Origin of the sequence: Streptomyces sp. NPDC005281, from assembly GCF_040607495.1 — a bacterium.
Classification (GTDB): domain Bacteria; phylum Actinomycetota; class Actinomycetes; order Streptomycetales; family Streptomycetaceae; genus Streptomyces.
The window spans coordinates 48,684-64,563 of record NZ_JBEXGX010000016.1 but is presented as its reverse complement, the minus strand read 5'-3'; the positions used below and the strand labels follow the sequence as shown (position 1 = coordinate 64,563).

Below are 15,880 nucleotides of genomic sequence, written 5' to 3'. Positions count from 1 at the left end.
CGGTTCGTTGGATGCGTGGGCGTGCCGCGAAGGGCAACGTGACGTCCGCTTGTCACAAGGGTGGCGCACACGGTGTCCGAGCGCGCGGCATGTCCGTCTCGCAGGTTATCGCCGTGGGGCGCGGGTCCCTAAATCGCAGGTCACACCTCAGCGGTGATACCTGTCACAGATCGGGCCGACACGGGTCCTCACCAGGCCGGGGATCGCCGGGTGAGGGCCCTGTGAGCAGCCGTCCAGCACCCCACGCGGCCGACTGCACCCCTCGGGGAGACCGTCGGCGGGCGCACAGAGGTCCGGTCGGGTGGATCCGCCGCCCTTCGGCCGTCCGGGTTCCCGAACCGGGCGAAACCGGTCGTCCGCGGTCACGCCGGAAGCCCTCACCCGGCGTCCGGTATCGGAAGCGGCCGCTTCTCGATCGCCGCCGCCATCACCTCGGGAAACAGATCGGGTGTGCAGGCGAACGCCGGCGCGCCGAGCGCCGCGAGCGCCGCCGCGTGCTCACGGTCGTACGCGGGCGCCCCCTCGTCGGACAGCGCGAGCAGCGTCACGAACTGCACCCCCGACGCCTTCATCGCCGCGACCCGCTTGAGCATCTCGTCGCGGATGCCGCCTTCGTACAGGTCGCTGATGAGGACGACGACCGTGTCGGCCGGTCTGGTGATCTGCGACTGGCAGTAGGCGAGTGCCCGGTTGATGTCCGTGCCGCCGCCGAGCTGGGTGCCGAAGAGGACGTCGACCGGGTCGTCGAGCTGGTCGGTGAGGTCGACGACGGCCGTGTCGAAGACGACGAGCCGGGTGGCGATGGACCTCATCGACGCCAGCACGGCGCCGAACACGGAGGCGTAGACGACCGACGCGGCCATCGAGCCCGACTGGTCGATGCAGAGGACGACCTCCTTCTTCACGGACTGCGAGGCACGCCCGTAGCCGATCAGCCGCTCGGGCACGACCGTGCGGTACTCGGGCAGGTAGTGCTTCAGGTTGGCCGCGATCGTGCGGTTCCAGTCGATGTCGTGATGGCGGGGTCTGCTGATCCGGGCGCTGCGGTCGAGGGCGCCCGTGAGCGTGGCCCGGGTGCGGCTGGCGAGGCGCTTCTCCAGGTCCTCGACGACCTTGCGCACCACGGCCCGCGCGGTCTCCTTCGTCGTCTCCGGCATGACCTTGTTGAGGGAGAGGAGCGTGCCCACCAGGTGTACGTCGGCCTCCACCGCCTCCAGCATCTCGGGCTCCAGGAGCAGGGCGGACAGCCCGAGCCGGTCGATGGCGTCCCGCTGCATCACCTGGACGACGGAGGAGGGGAAGTACGTCCGGATGTCGCCGAGCCAGCGCGCGACCGACGGCGCCGACGCCCCGAGCCCCGCCGACCGCTCCCGCCCCGGGCGCCCCGGGTTCCCCTTCCCGTAGAGCGCGCTCAGCGCCCCGTCCATGGCCGCGTCCCGGCCGGAGAGCACGCATCCGGTGCCGTCCGCCTCGTCGCCGCCGAGCACCAGCCGCCATCGCCGCAGCCGCTCTTCCCCGGCGTCCGCCACCACCTCGGTCATGGAGCCACCCTCACAAGATCGTTTTCGGTACCTATGTCGGTGCCGGCGGCGGTGGTCCCGGTGCCGGTGCCGGTGTCGGTGCCGGTGTCGGTGTCGGTGTCGGTGCCGGCTCTGGTCCCGGTGCCTGAGCCGGCGTGGGTGTCCGTGCCTGAGCCGGCTCCGATGCGCGTACTGATGTCGGCGTCGGCTCCGATGCCGACGTCGATGTCGGCAGCGATGTCTGCGGCGGTGGTGTCGGGATCGCCCAGTCCCAGGAGCAGGCTCAGCGTGGACAGCACGGCGTCTGCGCGCGCGGGGTCGAGATCGGGGGCGTAGCCGGGTATGCCGGAGCCCGTGGCCCCGGCGTTCGCCCGCGGCGCCGGGCCGCGCCGGACGAGCTCCCCCAGGGTTCTGCGCACCCCTGCCTCGTACGCCGAGAACGTCCGGCGCAGCAGCGGCAGCACATCGGTGAACGCCTCCGTCGGCACCCCGGTCAGCCAGGTGTCGACCAGGGCGAGCAGCCGTTCGTCGTGCACGAGCAGCATGCCGCCGGAGCCGCCGCCGACGAACCCCTCGATCCACGCGGCCCCGTCCGCGGGCTCCGTGCCGGGTGACAGCACGAGACCCATGAGCCGCGCCGCCTCCCCCTGTGACAGCTCCCCTTCGTCCAGGAGCAGCCGGACCGCCCGGCCTCTGAGCACCCCCGGCACGGTGTCCCGCGTCGCGAGCACCCGCAGCACCGAGTGCCAGCGGCGGCGGACACCACCGGCCTCGGCGGCCCGCCCGGTCGCCTCCCCCAGCAGTCCCACCGCCCCGTGCACGGCGTCGACGTGGCCGCGCATCTCCTCGGCGGCGTCGCTGTCGAGAGCGGCACAGGCCGGGGGGAGGCCGACGAAGACGCGCTCGGCGAGGCCGGCCGCGACATCGGCGAGGGCGTGGGTGTCGGTGCCGCGTACGTCGCCGTAGCGCAGGGAGCGGACCAGCGCGGGCAGGGCCTGCGCGAGATGGCCCACGTCCGTGTCGAGGGCGGCGCGGTCGGCGAGCACCCGCATCACCGCGGGCAGCGCGTCCGGGAGTTCGGCGAGGAGGCAGTGCTCGGCGAGCGCCGTGACATCCGCGAGGGACGGCGCGCCGACGGCGTCCGCCTCGGCCTTGGCCGTCGCGGCGGCCGGAACGGTCGTCCCCCAGACACCTGCCTCGGCGACCCGCACCGAAAGCTCCGGCTCCCAGCGGAGCCGCCAGGTCTCCCGGAAGGTGCCCGTGCTGCCGCGTGACACCGCGGGTTCGCCCCAGTCGACCCCCAGGAGCCGCAGCCGGTGCAGCAGAGTGCTGCGCCCCGCGTCGGTCTCCTTGCGCAGGTCGAGCTCCACCTCCCGCTCCAGCGCCTCGGGCTTGAGCCTCAGCCGCCGCTGCGAGCGGGTGAGGTCCCGCTGCAACGGCACCGCCGGTGCGGACTCCGGCACCTCCCCGAGCACCTCGCCGACCACGAGCCGGTCCCGCACCAGTTCCAGGGGGACGTCCGAGCCCTCGCACATCACGGCCCGGACGGCGTCGGTGGTCTCGGTCAGTCCGGGCAGCGGGCGACCGCGCATGGCGGCGAGCGTGTCGGCAAGTCGCACGGCCTCGATGACATGGGCCGACGACACGCCCCGGTCCTCGTCACGCAGCAGCCGGGCCACCTTGGTCATCCACCGCTCGATGGGGCGGTCGGGGGCGCTGAACAAATGCCCGTACCAGCCCGGCGAGTCGATGCCCGCCCCGTACCCGCCGGCCCGGGACAGCCTGCGGTGCGTCCACGGCACCCAGGTCAGCTCGGCCTTGGCCTTGGGCAGGCCCTTGAGGAGCGCCCGGTCCGCGCCGACCGTGGCCCGCTGCCGCAACGCGGGCACGTGCCAGGCCCCGCACACCACGGCCACGCCGTCCCCGTGCTCCCGCTGCGCCGCCCGGATCTGGAGCCGCATGTACGCCTCGCGCACCAGGTCCCGGTCGTGGCCCCCGGTCCCGAACACCTCGCGCAGCGAAGCCATGGCCTCCTCCAGCACGGCGAACGGCGCGAACGGGTCGTCCGCCGCACCGGCCCGGTGCTCGACCACGTCCTCCCACCAGCGCTCCGGGTCGTCGTACCCGGCCGTCTCGGCGAGCATCGCGAGAGGGTCGATCCGAACGGCCGCCGCGTCGAGGGGACGTCCGGAACCATCGGCCGGGTCCGGTGCTCCGGGATCACCCGCCGGGGCGGGATCGCCTGCCGGGCCCAGGTCTCCTTCCGGGCCGGACGCTCCGGGGTTCCCGGCGGAGGGCGATGTGCCGGCGGGCGCGCTCCCCGCCCCGTCCCCGTCGGGGTCCGTCTCCTCTCTCCCCCAGGCCAGGGTGTGGGCGGCCGGGAGGTCGATGAAACGGGCCGCCACCCCGTGCTCCAGGGCCCACTGGATCGCCACCCACTCGGGTGAGAACTCGGCCAGCGGCCAGAAGGCCGAGTGCCCGGGCTCGTCCACGACATGGGCGAGCAGCGCCACGGGGGGCCGCATGTCCTTGTCGGCGGCCAGCGGGACCAGCGCGTCCGCCTCGGGCGGCCCCTCGATCAGCACGACCCGGGGAGCCGCCGCCTCCAGCGCCGCCCGTACGGCCCGCGCCGACCCGGGTCCGTGATGCCGCACACCGAGCAGCAACGGACCCGGGGCCCGGACCCGCGTGCCGCCCTCCGTCACGGGCGGCCCGGTGTCCAGCCCGGCACTCATACGCTCACCTCGCGGCAGGCGCGGTAGAAGTCCTTCCAGCCGTCCCGCTCGCGGACGACCGCTTCCAGATACTCCTGCCAGATGACGCGGTCGGCCGCCGGGTCGCGCACGACGGCTCCGAGGATGCCGGCGGCGACATCACCCGCCCGCAGGACACCGTCGCCGAAGTGGGCGGCCAGGGCGAGGCCGTTGGTGACGACGGAGATCGCCTCGGCCGTGGACAGTGTGCCGCTGGGCGACTTCAGCTTCGTCCGGCCGTCGGACGTGATGCCGTCACGCAGCTCGCGGAAGACGGTGACGACCCGGCGGATCTCGTCCACGCCGTCGGGCACGGCGGGCAGATCGAGGGAGCGGCCGATCTGGTCGACGCGGCGCGAGACGATGTCGACCTCGGCTTCGGCGCTCTCCGGCAGCGGCAGGACCACCGTGTTGAAACGGCGGCGCAGCGCGCTGGAGAGCTCATTGACACCGCGGTCGCGGTCGTTGGCCGTGGCGATCAGGTTGAACCCGCGCACGGCCTGCACCTCCTGACCCAATTCCGGTATCGGCAGGGTCTTTTCGGAGAGGATCGTGATCAGGCTGTCCTGCACGTCCGCGGGTACGCGCGTGAGTTCCTCGACGCGGGCCGTCATGCCCTCGGCCATGGCCCGCATGATCGGGCTCGGCACGAGCGCGTCCCGGCTGGGCCCGTGGGCGAGCAGCCGCGCGTAGTTCCAGCCGTACCGGATGGCCTCCTCCGGTGTGCCGGCCGTGCCCTGCACGAGCAGCGTCGAGTCACCGCTGACGGCGGCCGCCAGATGTTCGGACACCCAGGTCTTCGCGGTCCCGGGCACACCGAGCAGAAGCAGGGCCCGGTCGGTGGCGAGGGTGGTGACGGCGACCTCGACGAGGCGCCTCGGCCCCACGTACTTGGGGGTGATCACGGTGCCGTCCGGCAGTGTGCCGCCCAGCAGATAGGTCGCCACGGCCCAGGGCGAGAGCAGCCAGCGTTCCGGGCGGGGCCGGTCGTCCTGCGCTGCGAGTGCGGCGAGTTCGGCGGCGAAGGCGTGCTCGGCGTGCGGCCGCAGCGCCTCGCTCGGCCGGCTCGCCCCCCTCTCTCCCGCGGGTGCGTCAACGGACGTCGGTTCAACGGACACGGACATGCCTCGGTCCCCCTCCAGCTCGGCCGGTTCGGATCTGGTTCCACCGTGCACCACGCCACTGACAATGCGCCCTGACCTGCGCGAATACGCTCGCGAGCATCGATTGTCAGTGGCGGGATCTACCTTCGATGACATGACACAGCAGGCGGTGCGCTGGACGGCGGATCAGGTGCTGGCACTGGCGCCTGACGCCGCGTCACGCAAGGCGGGGAGCAAGCTCGGCGCGGCCGGACCGTGGTCGCAGGCGGGCACCACCGAGGAGGGGACGGTATGGGGACTGTGCAGGGGAAGTGGCAGCAAGCCGTATCAGACGGTCGTCGACATCGCGGACTCGGCGGGGCCCGCTTACAAGTGCAGTTGCCCGAGCCGGAAGTTCCCGTGCAAGCACGCGCTGGGACTGCTGCTGCTCTGGGCGAGCGCGGACGGAGCCGTGCCGTCGGGGCAGGCGCCGGACTGGGCCGCCGAGTGGCTGGAGGCAAGGCGCAGTCGCGCGCAAAGCAGGAGCGCGGCGGGCGGGGGATCTGGAGCTTCCTCGACGGGTGATCCCGAGGCGGCGCGGCGCAGGGCGGAGCGGCGGGCCGAGCGGATCACCGCGGGGGCGGCCGAGCTGGAGCAGCGGCTGGCGGATCTGCTGCGCGGCGGCCTCGCCTCCGCGGAGCGGGCGGGGTACGGGATGTGGGAGGAGACGGCGGCCCGGATGGTCGACGCACAGGCGCCCGGTCTGGCCGCGCGTGTGCGGGAGTTGGGGGCGATCCCCTCGTCGGGACCTGGCTGGCCCGTCCGGCTGCTTGAGGAGTGCGCGCTGCTGCATCTTCTCGACCAGGGCTGGCTGCGGCGCGAGCGGCTGCCGGACGGCCTGGCCGCGACGGTCCGTTCCCGCGTCGGGGTGCCCGGCTCCGCGGACGGGCCGCCGCTGCGGGACCGCTGGCTCGTCCTCGCGCAGTACGACACGGCGGACGCGCGGCTCACGACACGCAGGATCTGGCTGTACGGCGCCGAGTCGGGCCGCACGGCCCTGCTCCTCTCCTACGGCGCGGCAGGCCGGGCACCCGAACTGGCGCTTCCCGTGGGGCTGGCCTTCGAGGCCGAGCTGTCCGCGTACCCGGGTGACGGCCGGCTGCGGGCGGCGCTGGGCGAGCGGTTCACCCCTCCGGCGCCCGAGACCCTACGGCCGACAGGGCTGACCACGCTCCAGTCAGCCGCCCGTTACGGAGAGGCCCTGCGGTCCGACCCCTGGCTGGACTCCTGCCCGGTCACCCTGGAGCGGGTGGTCCCGACCCCGGACGGCGACTCGTGGCAACTCGCCGACGCGGACGGCGAGTCGGCCCTTCCGCTCAGCCCTTCCTCGCTGTCCCGCCCGGAACTGTGGCGCCTGGTCGCCCTGTCCGGCGGGGCCCCGGTCACGGTCTTCGGCGAGTGCGGCCACCGCGGCTTCACTCCGCTGACCGCATGGCCACTGGGCGAGGGCGAGGCGGTGCCGCTGTGCTGACCGCGCTCGCCACCCCCAACAGTCTCAACACGGTCGTCGCCCTCACCGCACCCCCCGCCGTCGCCACCTTCACCGCACCGCCGCCTTCGCCGCCGTCGCCACCTCGGCCGACAGCCCGGCGACCGGCAGTCCGGCGGCCACTGATGCCCTCCGTACGGAAAGGACGCTCATGAACACGACCCCGGCTCCGGCGGGCGCGCCCGTCGGCGGTTCCTGGGAGGAGCTCGTCACCGTGGCGCTGCTCGGCACCGACAGGCGAACCCTTCCCGGACAGCACTCCGGGCGGCGGGCTCCTGCGGGTTTGCTGGACGCGGCAGCCGTGGAGACCGTACGGCGGCGGGCCGGGGTACGGCCGGCCCGGGCGGCGGCCCGTCCAGAGCCCGCGGCGCCGGACCCGCGCACCGCGCTGCCGCCCGCCGCCGCCCGAAGGCTGGCGACTCTGCTGGCGGACCGCCCCGGCGCGGGCGGCGGCGGCCGCAGAGGCGCGGCTCCCGACCTCATGGAGCTGCTGCCCCAGTGGCTGGCCCTGGCGAACACGCGAGGATTCGCCGCGCCTCCGCAGACCCTTCCAGCGCTTCTCGACGCGGCCCGGGGGCGGACGGACCTGCGGCCCGCCGCACTCGCCTTCGCCGGGCCACGGGCCCTGTGGCTGGCCCGGCTGAACCCGGAGTGGCGGTTCGCTCTGCGCTCCTCGTCGGGCGGCGCCGCCGCGCTGCCGGAGGAGGCCGATGAGATACAACGGCTTTGGCAGGAGGGCCTGTTCGCGGAGCGGGTCGCGCTGCTGGCCGCCGTCCGGGCCAAAGATCCTTCCGCCGGACGCGAGTTGCTCGTCGCGACCTGGGCGACGGAGCGGGCCGAGGACCGGCTGATGTTCCTGGACTCGCTCCGGTCCGGACTGTGTGCCGAGGACGAGGCGTTCCTCGAGCGGTCCCTGGCCGACAGGAGCCGCAACGTGCGGGCCACGGCGGCGGAGCTGCTGTCCGCTCTGCCGGGTTCAGCGCTCGCCTCGAGGATGGCGGCGAGGGCTGTCACCTGCGTGGCCGTCGACCGCACGCACGGGACACCGGAGATCGCGGTCGAGGCGCCGCACGAGTGCGACGCCGCGATGGAGCGGGACGGGGTGGTGCCGAAGCCTCCGGCCGGCCGAGGTGAACGGTCCTGGTGGCTCGGCCAGTTGGTCGAGGCGGCACCGCTCGTGACCTGGCGGGAGCGGCTCGGCGGGCGTTCACCGGAAGAAGTGGTGGCCCTGCCCGTGGCGGACGGCTGGCAGGGGGAGCTGCATGCGGCGTGGTGCCGGGCGGCGGTGCGGCAGCGCGATCCCGCCTGGTCGAGGGCGCTCCTCGGGTCGCCCTCCGCTCCGGAGGCCGGCGGGCCGGGGGCAGTTTCGCTGGCCGAGCGGGCCAAGCTGCTCGCCACTCTGGGTTCCGGGGAGCGCGCCGAGTGGGTGGCGGGGTTCATCGGTACGCACGGGCTGTCCGAGGCGTTCCAGTTGCTCGGGGTGTGCGCGGTGCCCTGGGCGGGGAACCTGGGGCGGGCGGTGGTCGACGCGCTCGACATCGCGCGGGACGCGGGAAGCTATCCGTGGAGCTTCAGCGGGGTGATGGGGCTGGCCGAACGCTGCCTCGACCCCGTGGAGGCCGGGCGGCTCGAGGGTCTCACCTCGGTCCCGGACGAGTCGGAGCACACCGCACCGGGCGCCGGCGACTACTGGGCCGAGGCCTTCCAGCGGCTCGTGACGACCCTGCGGCTGAGAGCGGCCATGTCCGCCGAACTCACGACGCCATGACCCACCCCTCCACCACTCTCACCCGGGCGGCAGCTTCCCGGCTTCCCGGCCGGGTTCCGGCCCGCCCGGCTTCCCGGCCCGTGCCACACCCGGCTCGCAACTCCCCGGACACTGGAGAACCCGGAGGACCGGGGCGAGCCCGAAGAGCCGAAGCCCGGGCGAGCCCAAAAGGCCGCAGCCCCAGCGCCCCGGGAGAACCCTCGCGATCCCGGAACACTCCTGCGCCGACTCACTCCGGCCCCGGCACAATCCGGCGCCGGAGATACCCGGGGGTCGCCGATCTCCGGGAGTCGGCGAGGGGCACCCCGCACTCGCGCGAGCCGGCGAGACACCCGGCGGTCAGCCGGAACGGCGAAAGCACCCCGCCTCACCCGGCACGGCAAAGGCACCCAGCACCCACCCGGAACGGCGAAGGCACTCAGCACTCAGCCGGAACGGCGGAGTCACCCGGCAGTCAGCCGGGACGGCAATGGCACCCCGCGCTCACGCCGGACGGCGCAGGCACGCCACGGGTCACGCGCCGGCCGGCTGCCTGACGTTCGCTCGTACCCAGTCCACGATGGACACCGTCGTCGCGCCCGGGGTGAAGATCTCCGCGACGCCCTTCTCCTTGAGGGGGGCGATGTCCGCCTCGGGGATGATGCCGCCGCCGAAGACCTTGATGTCCTCGGCCTCGCGCTCCTTGAGGAGGGCGATGACGGCCGCGAAGAGCGTGTTGTGGGCACCGGACAGGATGGACAGACCGATCGCGTCGGCGTCCTCCTGGATCGCGGTGTCGACGATCTGCTCGGGGGTCTGATGAAGCCCGGTGTAGATGACCTCCATACCGGCGTCGCGCAGCGCCCGCGCGATCACCTTGGCCCCACGATCGTGGCCGTCGAGCCCCGGCTTGGCCACCACCACGCGGATCGGACCGGCTGCCACACCCATCACTGCCTCCATGAACGGACTACTTCAACCCTGCACCGACGAGGACTGCCGGCACACCCCTGCGCCGACCGCCGCGGCCGACGGGCGACAGACGACGGATGACGAACGCCGGCCGCCCGATGAATCACCGTGTGACCAGCTCCGACTACCCGTTGTCACCAACAGGCGTCCGTCGACCGTGCCGACTACTGACCATCGACACATATCGCTCAGTTTTCCGCTCGCCACACCGGATCACTCCGGATCACCGATCGCGCCAAGCGGCACAGGCGTCCCGGGCCGTTTCGGCCCGGGAAGTGAACGAACGTTATCGCCAGCATCCCGCAACCGGCAGTTTCGCGGTGGAGACCGAGGGGGAAATCACACACTGGGACAAGTTCGCCGCGCACGTTGCGTATCGCGGCACTGGCGCCGCAGGGACCTGCGGCGTACGGGCCACGGCCGGAGCGGGCGCAAGAAGAGCCGCGATCAGGTGGCCGCACCATCGCGTCGTCAGCGGGACGGCGTGGTGCTGGGGCGCATCGGCGACGGCACGACAGCGGGGAGCGAGGCCGGGCGAGAGAACCACGGGAACGCGAGGGCGACTCCACGCCACGACAGCACGCCGGTGCAGCCAGCACGGCGGAACGTCGGGGAGCCGGGGTCGGCGTCGTATTCCGCGCCTTCGGCCGCGCACTCCACAGCGTCACCGGTCTCACACGCCGCGGACGCGCCGTCGGCCGCCGTCGTCGCCGACCTCACGGCTTTCCACTAGGGCACACGGGGGACGGAGTGGTCCTCCCGCGTGCCGACAGGAGGTCGGCCATGAAGGTCAATGAGGCTGCGTCGCCCTTTCTCCCCCTGTGCCAGCGCCTGTTTCCGACGAAACTGGCCGGGCTGTCGGTGGCCCTGCTGAAGGCGACGGCCCTGGAACTCGCGATCCTCGCCGGGCACCTCCTCCTGTATCCCTCCGGCATCACCCAGGAACGCCGCACCGGACACCCGCTCCCCTCACCCGACGTGGCCACCCGGCTGCCCGCGGAGGCCAAGCCCCCGGTGGTCCTGCTGCACGGCTTCATCGACAACCGCTCCGTCTTCGTCCTGCTGCGCCGCAACCTCGCCCAGCACGGCAGGCAGCACGTCGAGTCCCTCAACTACTCGCCGCTGACGTGCGACATCCGTACGGCGGCCGAGCTGCTCGGCCGGCACATCGAGGAGATCTGCGAGCGCACGGGCCACGACCGGGTGGACATCGTCGGGCACAGCCTCGGCGGACTGATCGCGCGCTATTACGTGCAGTGCCTGGGCGGCGACACCCACGTCCGCACGCTCGTCACGCTCGGCACCCCGCACTCGGGAACCCGCGTCGCGCCCTTGATGAACGCGCACCCGATCGTCCGGCAGATGCGTCCCGGTTCCCCGGTGATCGAGGAACTGACCGGTCCCGCTCCGGGCTGCCGTACGCAGTTCGTCAGCTTCTGGAGCGATCTCGACCATCTGATGGACCCGCTGGAGTCGGCCTGCGTCGAGCATCCCGACCTGCTCGCCCAGAACGTCCGGGTGAGCGGTGTCGGCCATCTCGCGCTGCCGGTGCATCCGGCCGTCGCGACCGGAATCCGGCAGGCACTCGACATCGAGGTGTCGGGACCCCGTGCCGTGGCCCGGACCGGTGGCCTCACGGTGGCGTGAGGAGCGGCGTGCGGAGGCCCGAGGGCGACCGTTCGGACCACTGACGGTCGCCCGGAAGCCCTCCCACCGACCGAAAACTTCGAACGCTTATCGAACGCCAGGCCAAGGCCTCGCCCGCGCTCCCCCGAAACACGGCCGAATGCCCGTTTCCTGCGACGGGGAAACCTGCCGAAGATTGTCGCGCCCGCATACCGCCGGGTACAGTCGCCGCACTGCTCTGCCAGCCCCTGTTGTCGAGGCGAAAGAGAAGTTGGTGAACGACCGTCACCCGTCGGGGATCGCGACTCCCCCGGCTCCGGCTTCAGACGCCGCCTCGGCGCCCTACGCGCCCTACGGCGCGCACGAAGCCCAGTACGGCGGCTTCACCGCGTACGGCGACTACGCCGCCGCACCTTTCGAATCGGGCGCGAACACGGCCGGCGCGGGCGACTACTCCCACTCGGACTTCGCGGGCGATCCCCTCTTCGGCACCATGCCGGGCGGGGCCGGCACCGGCTCGTACGACGCCACGCAGTGGAACGCCGGAGTCCAGCAGCAGGGCTACGACCCGTACGCCGTCCAGCACACCGGCTACGACACCGGCGCCCATGACGCGACGGCCTGGGCCAACGGCTACCAGCAGCTCGCCGACATCCCCGCGCAGCATCCGGGCCCCGACGCCTCGGGCCAGTGGGACGCGAACGCCTGGATCCAGCCGGACCAGTCGTACGACGGGACCCAGCAGTGGACCGTGCCGACGCAGGAGACGGGCGCGTACGACGCCACGCAGTGGAACAGCGCCGGAGGCCAGGACGCGTACCAGGCGTACGAGCACCCGGGGGCCGAGTCGTACGAGCAGCCTCAGGCGGAGTCGTACGAACAGTCTCAGGCCGCGTCCGACTCGTACGGCCATGACCTCACACAGCTCGACATGACGTACGAGGAATCGTCCGGCCGGACGGACCAGGTCCCCTTCGACGAGCAGGCGACCGCGACCTTCGACCAGGCGCTCCACGGTCAACTCGCCTCGGAAGCGGACGAGTTCGACGCGGCCGAGGACTTCGCGGACCCGGACGGCCACGACGGCGGCCCCGACAGCGACTACGACCCGTACGACGAGGGACACGAGCGGCCGTTGCTCGAGGGCATGGAAGAGATCACCCCGGTCCGGCGTCCCGCGACCCGGTCCGCTTCCCGCTCCCGCCGCCGCAGTCCTGCGAAACGTTCCGCTCTGCTGACCGTCGCGGTGCCCTCGGTCTGCGTGATGGGGGTCGCCGGTATCGCCGCCGCCTCCGTGGGCGGTGTCGGCGGACTCGGCGGAAGCGACTCGAAGGACACGACGGTCAGCGCCTCCGACGCGACCGCGGTGAAGCCCTCCGCCGCCAACGTCAAGCTGGACAGCCAGCTCCAGAGTCTGTCCGCGGGCGCGGACGACTTCGCCGACCGGGCGAGCCGCACGCAGGAACGTATCGACCTCAAGACCCAGCAGGCGACGGAGAAGAAGAAGGCGGCGGAGGAGGCGGCCCGCAAGGAGCGGCTGCGTCCGAAGTTCGTCCTTCCCGTGACGCAGCGGGGGCTCAGCGCCTACTTCGGCCAGGCCGGCGTCAACTGGATGTCCGTGCACACCGGCATCGACTTCCCCGTCTCCTACGGAACGACCGTGATGGCGGCGACCGACGGGACCGTCCGGACGCAGTGGAACAGCGCGTACGGCAACATGCTGATCCTGACCGCGATGGACGGCACCGAGACGTGGTACTGCCACCTCTCCTCGTACAAGGTCCCCTCCGGCACCACCGTCAAGGCCGGTGACCAGATCGCCTTCTCGGGGAACTCCGGCAACTCGACCGGCCCCCACCTGCACTTCGAGGTCCGCCCGGCCGGCGGTGCGGCGATCGACCCGCTTCCGTGGCTGCGCAGCCACGGTCTGGACCCCACGTAGATCCGAGCCCGTGATCCGGACCTACGATCCGGGTCCGTGGTCCGGACCCCCGACGATCCGGGCCCCGATGATCCGGGCCCATGGTTCGGACCCGTGATCGATCCGGCGGGCTCGGCTACAGCTTCTCCACCGGCGCATACCGCAGCAGCAGCCGCTTCGGCTTGGGCTCTCCGAAGTCGACCGTCGCCTCCGCGTTCGAGCCCGTCCCCTTCACCCCGACGACGGTGCCGAGGCCGAACTGGTCGTGCGTGACCCGGTCCCCGACGGTCAGCGAGACCACCGGCTTCTCGGTCGCACCGCGCCGGGTGGCGAAGCCCGAGGCACCCGAGGCCGCGGACCGCGAACGCGAGGACGAGAGGGAGGCGGCGATACCGGAGACCGGACCGGTGGACATGGGCGCCGTCGCCCCCGTCCGCTTCCAGTCCAGATGGGTCGCCGGGATCTCCTCCAGGAAGCGGGAGGGCGGGTTGTACGAGGGCTGTCCCCACGCGCTGCGCATCGAGGAGCGGGTGAGGTAGAGCCGCTCCCGCGCGCGTGTGATGCCGACGTAGGCCAGGCGCCGCTCCTCCTCCAGTTCCTTGGCCTGTCCGAGCGCGCGCATGTGCGGGAAGACGCCGTCCTCCATGCCGGTCAGGAAGACCACGGGGAATTCGAGGCCCTTGGCGGTGTGCAGGGTCATCAGGGTGATGACGCCGTTGCCGTCCTCCTCGTCCGGGATCTGGTCGGAGTCGGCGACGAGCGCGACCCGCTCCAGGAACGCGGAGAGTCCGCCCGGGTTCTCGCCCTCGCCGGTCTCCTGCTCGAACTCCAGGGCCACGGCGGCGAGTTCCTGGAGGTTCTCGATCCGGGTCTCGTCCTGGGGGTCGGTCGAAGCCTGCAACTCGGCGAGATAGCCGGTGCGTTCGAGGACGGCCTCCAGGATGGTCGCCGGGCCCGCGCCGGACTCGACGATCGTACGGAGGTCCTCCATCAGCGTGTTGAACCGCTTGACCGCGTTCGTGGAGCGCGCGGCCATGCCGTACGCCTCGTCGACGCGGCGCAGCGCCTGCGGGAAGCTGATCTTCTCGCGCTGCGACAGGGCGTCGATCATCGCCTCGGCGCGGTCGCCGATCCCGCGCTTGGGCACGTTCAGGATGCGGCGCATCGGGACGGAGTCCTCGGGGTTGGAAAGCACCCTGAGGTACGCCAGGACGTCCCGGACCTCCTTGCGCTCGTAGAAGCGGACGCCGCCGACGACCTTGTAGGGCAGGCCGACGCGGATGAAGATCTCTTCGAAGACACGGGACTGCGCGTTCGTACGGTAGAAGACCGCGACGTCGCCGGCCCTGGCGTCGCCCGCGTCGGTGAGACGGTCTATCTCTTCGGCGATGAACTGGGCCTCGTCGTGCTCGGTGTCCGCGACGTAGCCCGTGATGTTCGAGCCGGCGCCCGCGTTGGTCCACAGGTTCTTGGGGCGACGGGACTCGTTGCGCTCGATGACCGCGTTGGCGGCGGACAGGATCGTCTGCGTGGAGCGGTAGTTCTGCTCCAGGAGGATCGTCGTCGCGTTCGGGTAGTTCTCCTCGAACTGGAGGATGTTGCGGATGGTCGCGCCACGGAAGGCGTAGATCGACTGGTCCGCGTCACCCACGACACACAGCTCGGCCGGGGGCAGGTCGAACTCGCCGGGCGGTACGTCCACGGGGTGCTCGGAGGTGCCCACGAGCTCCCGGACCAGCGAGTACTGCGCGTGGTTGGTGTCCTGGTACTCGTCGACCAGGACGTGCCGGAAGCGGCGGCGGTAGTGCTCGGCGACGTCCGGGAAGGCGCGCAGCAGGTTGACCGTGGTCATGATCAGGTCGTCGAAGTCGAGCGCGTTGGCCTCGCGCAGCCGCGACTGGTACATCGCGTACGCCTGGGCGAGGGTCTTCTCGAAGCCGTCGGTGGCCTGGGCGGCGAAGTCCTCCTCGTCGATCAGCTCGTTCTTCAGGTTCGAGATCTTGGCGCTGAACGACTTCGGCGGGAAACGCTTCGGGTCGAGGTCGAGATCACGGCAGACGAGCGCCATCAGCCGCTTGGAGTCGGCGGCGTCGTAGATCGAGAACGAGGAGGTGAAACCGAGCCTCTTGCTCTCGCGGCGCAGGATGCGGACGCAGGCGCTGTGGAAGGTCATCACCCACATCGCGTTGGCACGGGGGCCGACGAGCGCCTCGACGCGCTCCTTCATCTCGCCCGCGGCCTTGTTCGTGAAGGTGATCGCGAGGATCTGGCCGGGGTGAACGCTCCGCTCGCCGAGCAGATGCGCGATCCGGTGGGTGAGCACCCGGGTCTTGCCGGAGCCGGCGCCGGCCACGATGAGCAGCGGGGAGCCGGAGTGGACCACGGCGGCGCGCTGGTTCTCGTTCAGTCCGTCCAGCAGGGCCGCCGGGTCCACGGCGGGCCTGGGGGCGCCGTCGCGGTAGTACGCGTCCCGGTTCGGCGGCATGTCGAACTTCCCGCCGAACAGATCGTCCGGAACCTGCTCCGGTACGTGATCGTCCTCGGGCGGCGGCGGGTGTTCTTCCTCGTGGGCCGCGGAGGGCTTGAGGTTCGCCAGGAAGCTGTCGTCAAAGAGGCTGCTCATCGCTCTCCGAGTCTAGGCCGCCCCACCGACAGCCCGCCGCCACCCGGAGAACTCGACGGGCAGTCGTGACAGGACTCTCCCGGACCA

Annotated in this window: 9 protein-coding genes; 4 read left to right on the top strand and 5 right to left on the bottom strand. The window is 72.2% G+C overall.

The features are described 5' to 3' along the window. Positions 1 to 377: 377 nt before the first annotated feature. The 3 genes from ABZV42_RS22790 to ABZV42_RS22780 all read right to left on the bottom strand — a co-directional run bounded on the left by ABZV42_RS22790 (position 378) and on the right by ABZV42_RS22780 (position 5,397). Entirely contained in the window at positions 378 to 1,541 is a 1,164-nt protein-coding gene (locus ABZV42_RS22790) for a VWA domain-containing protein (RefSeq protein ID WP_356053325.1), read from the bottom strand. Then, positions 1,538 to 4,186 (bottom strand): DUF5682 family protein, encoded by a 2,649-nt coding sequence (locus ABZV42_RS22785; RefSeq protein ID WP_356053416.1) that lies wholly within the window; start codon positions 4,184 to 4,186, stop codon positions 1,538 to 1,540. Before ABZV42_RS22785 ends, ABZV42_RS22790 begins: the two co-directional genes overlap by 4 nt. Positions 4,187 to 4,251: 65 nt before the next feature. Further along, positions 4,252 to 5,397 (bottom strand): AAA family ATPase, encoded by a 1,146-nt coding sequence (locus ABZV42_RS22780; protein ID WP_355976057.1) that lies wholly within the window; start codon positions 5,395 to 5,397, stop codon positions 4,252 to 4,254. A gap of 133 nt (positions 5,398 to 5,530) precedes the next feature. On the opposite strand from ABZV42_RS22780, the gene ABZV42_RS22775 reads away from it, so the two are divergent. Both ABZV42_RS22775 and ABZV42_RS22770 read left to right on the top strand, forming a co-directional pair. Further along, the gene (locus tag ABZV42_RS22775; RefSeq protein WP_356053323.1) at positions 5,531 to 6,886 is read left to right on the top strand and encodes an SWIM zinc finger family protein; all 1,356 of its coding nucleotides are present in this window, start codon (positions 5,531 to 5,533) and stop codon (positions 6,884 to 6,886) included. 169 nt (positions 6,887 to 7,055) lie between these two features. Beyond that, positions 7,056 to 8,672: a DUF5691 domain-containing protein gene (locus tag ABZV42_RS22770; protein ID WP_356053321.1), complete on the top strand. Its 1,617-nt coding sequence runs from the start codon at positions 7,056 to 7,058 to the stop codon at positions 8,670 to 8,672. A gap of 513 nt (positions 8,673 to 9,185) precedes the next feature. Here ABZV42_RS22770 and ABZV42_RS22765 read toward each other — a convergent pair. Beyond that, complete coding sequence (locus ABZV42_RS22765) at positions 9,186 to 9,602, bottom strand: cobalamin B12-binding domain-containing protein (protein ID WP_037626795.1); 417 nt, start codon at positions 9,600 to 9,602, stop codon at positions 9,186 to 9,188. An 804-nt stretch (positions 9,603 to 10,406) separates the two neighbouring features. Here ABZV42_RS22765 and ABZV42_RS22760 point away from each other — a divergent pair. Together ABZV42_RS22760 and ABZV42_RS22755 are read left to right on the top strand one after the other, a co-directional pair. Then, the gene (locus tag ABZV42_RS22760) at positions 10,407 to 11,270 is read left to right on the top strand and encodes an alpha/beta fold hydrolase (protein WP_355976063.1); all 864 of its coding nucleotides are present in this window, start codon (positions 10,407 to 10,409) and stop codon (positions 11,268 to 11,270) included. Positions 11,271 to 11,523: 253 nt separating this feature from the next. Continuing rightward, positions 11,524 to 13,191, top strand: a complete 1,668-nt coding sequence (locus ABZV42_RS22755; protein WP_356053320.1) for a M23 family metallopeptidase — start codon at positions 11,524 to 11,526, stop codon at positions 13,189 to 13,191. A 115-nt stretch (positions 13,192 to 13,306) separates the two neighbouring features. Here the strand turns inward: ABZV42_RS22755 and pcrA are convergent, their stop codons facing one another. Beyond that, positions 13,307 to 15,793, bottom strand: a complete 2,487-nt coding sequence (gene pcrA / locus ABZV42_RS22750) for a DNA helicase PcrA (RefSeq protein WP_356053318.1) — start codon at positions 15,791 to 15,793, stop codon at positions 13,307 to 13,309. Between the last annotated feature and the right edge of the window lie 87 nt (positions 15,794 to 15,880).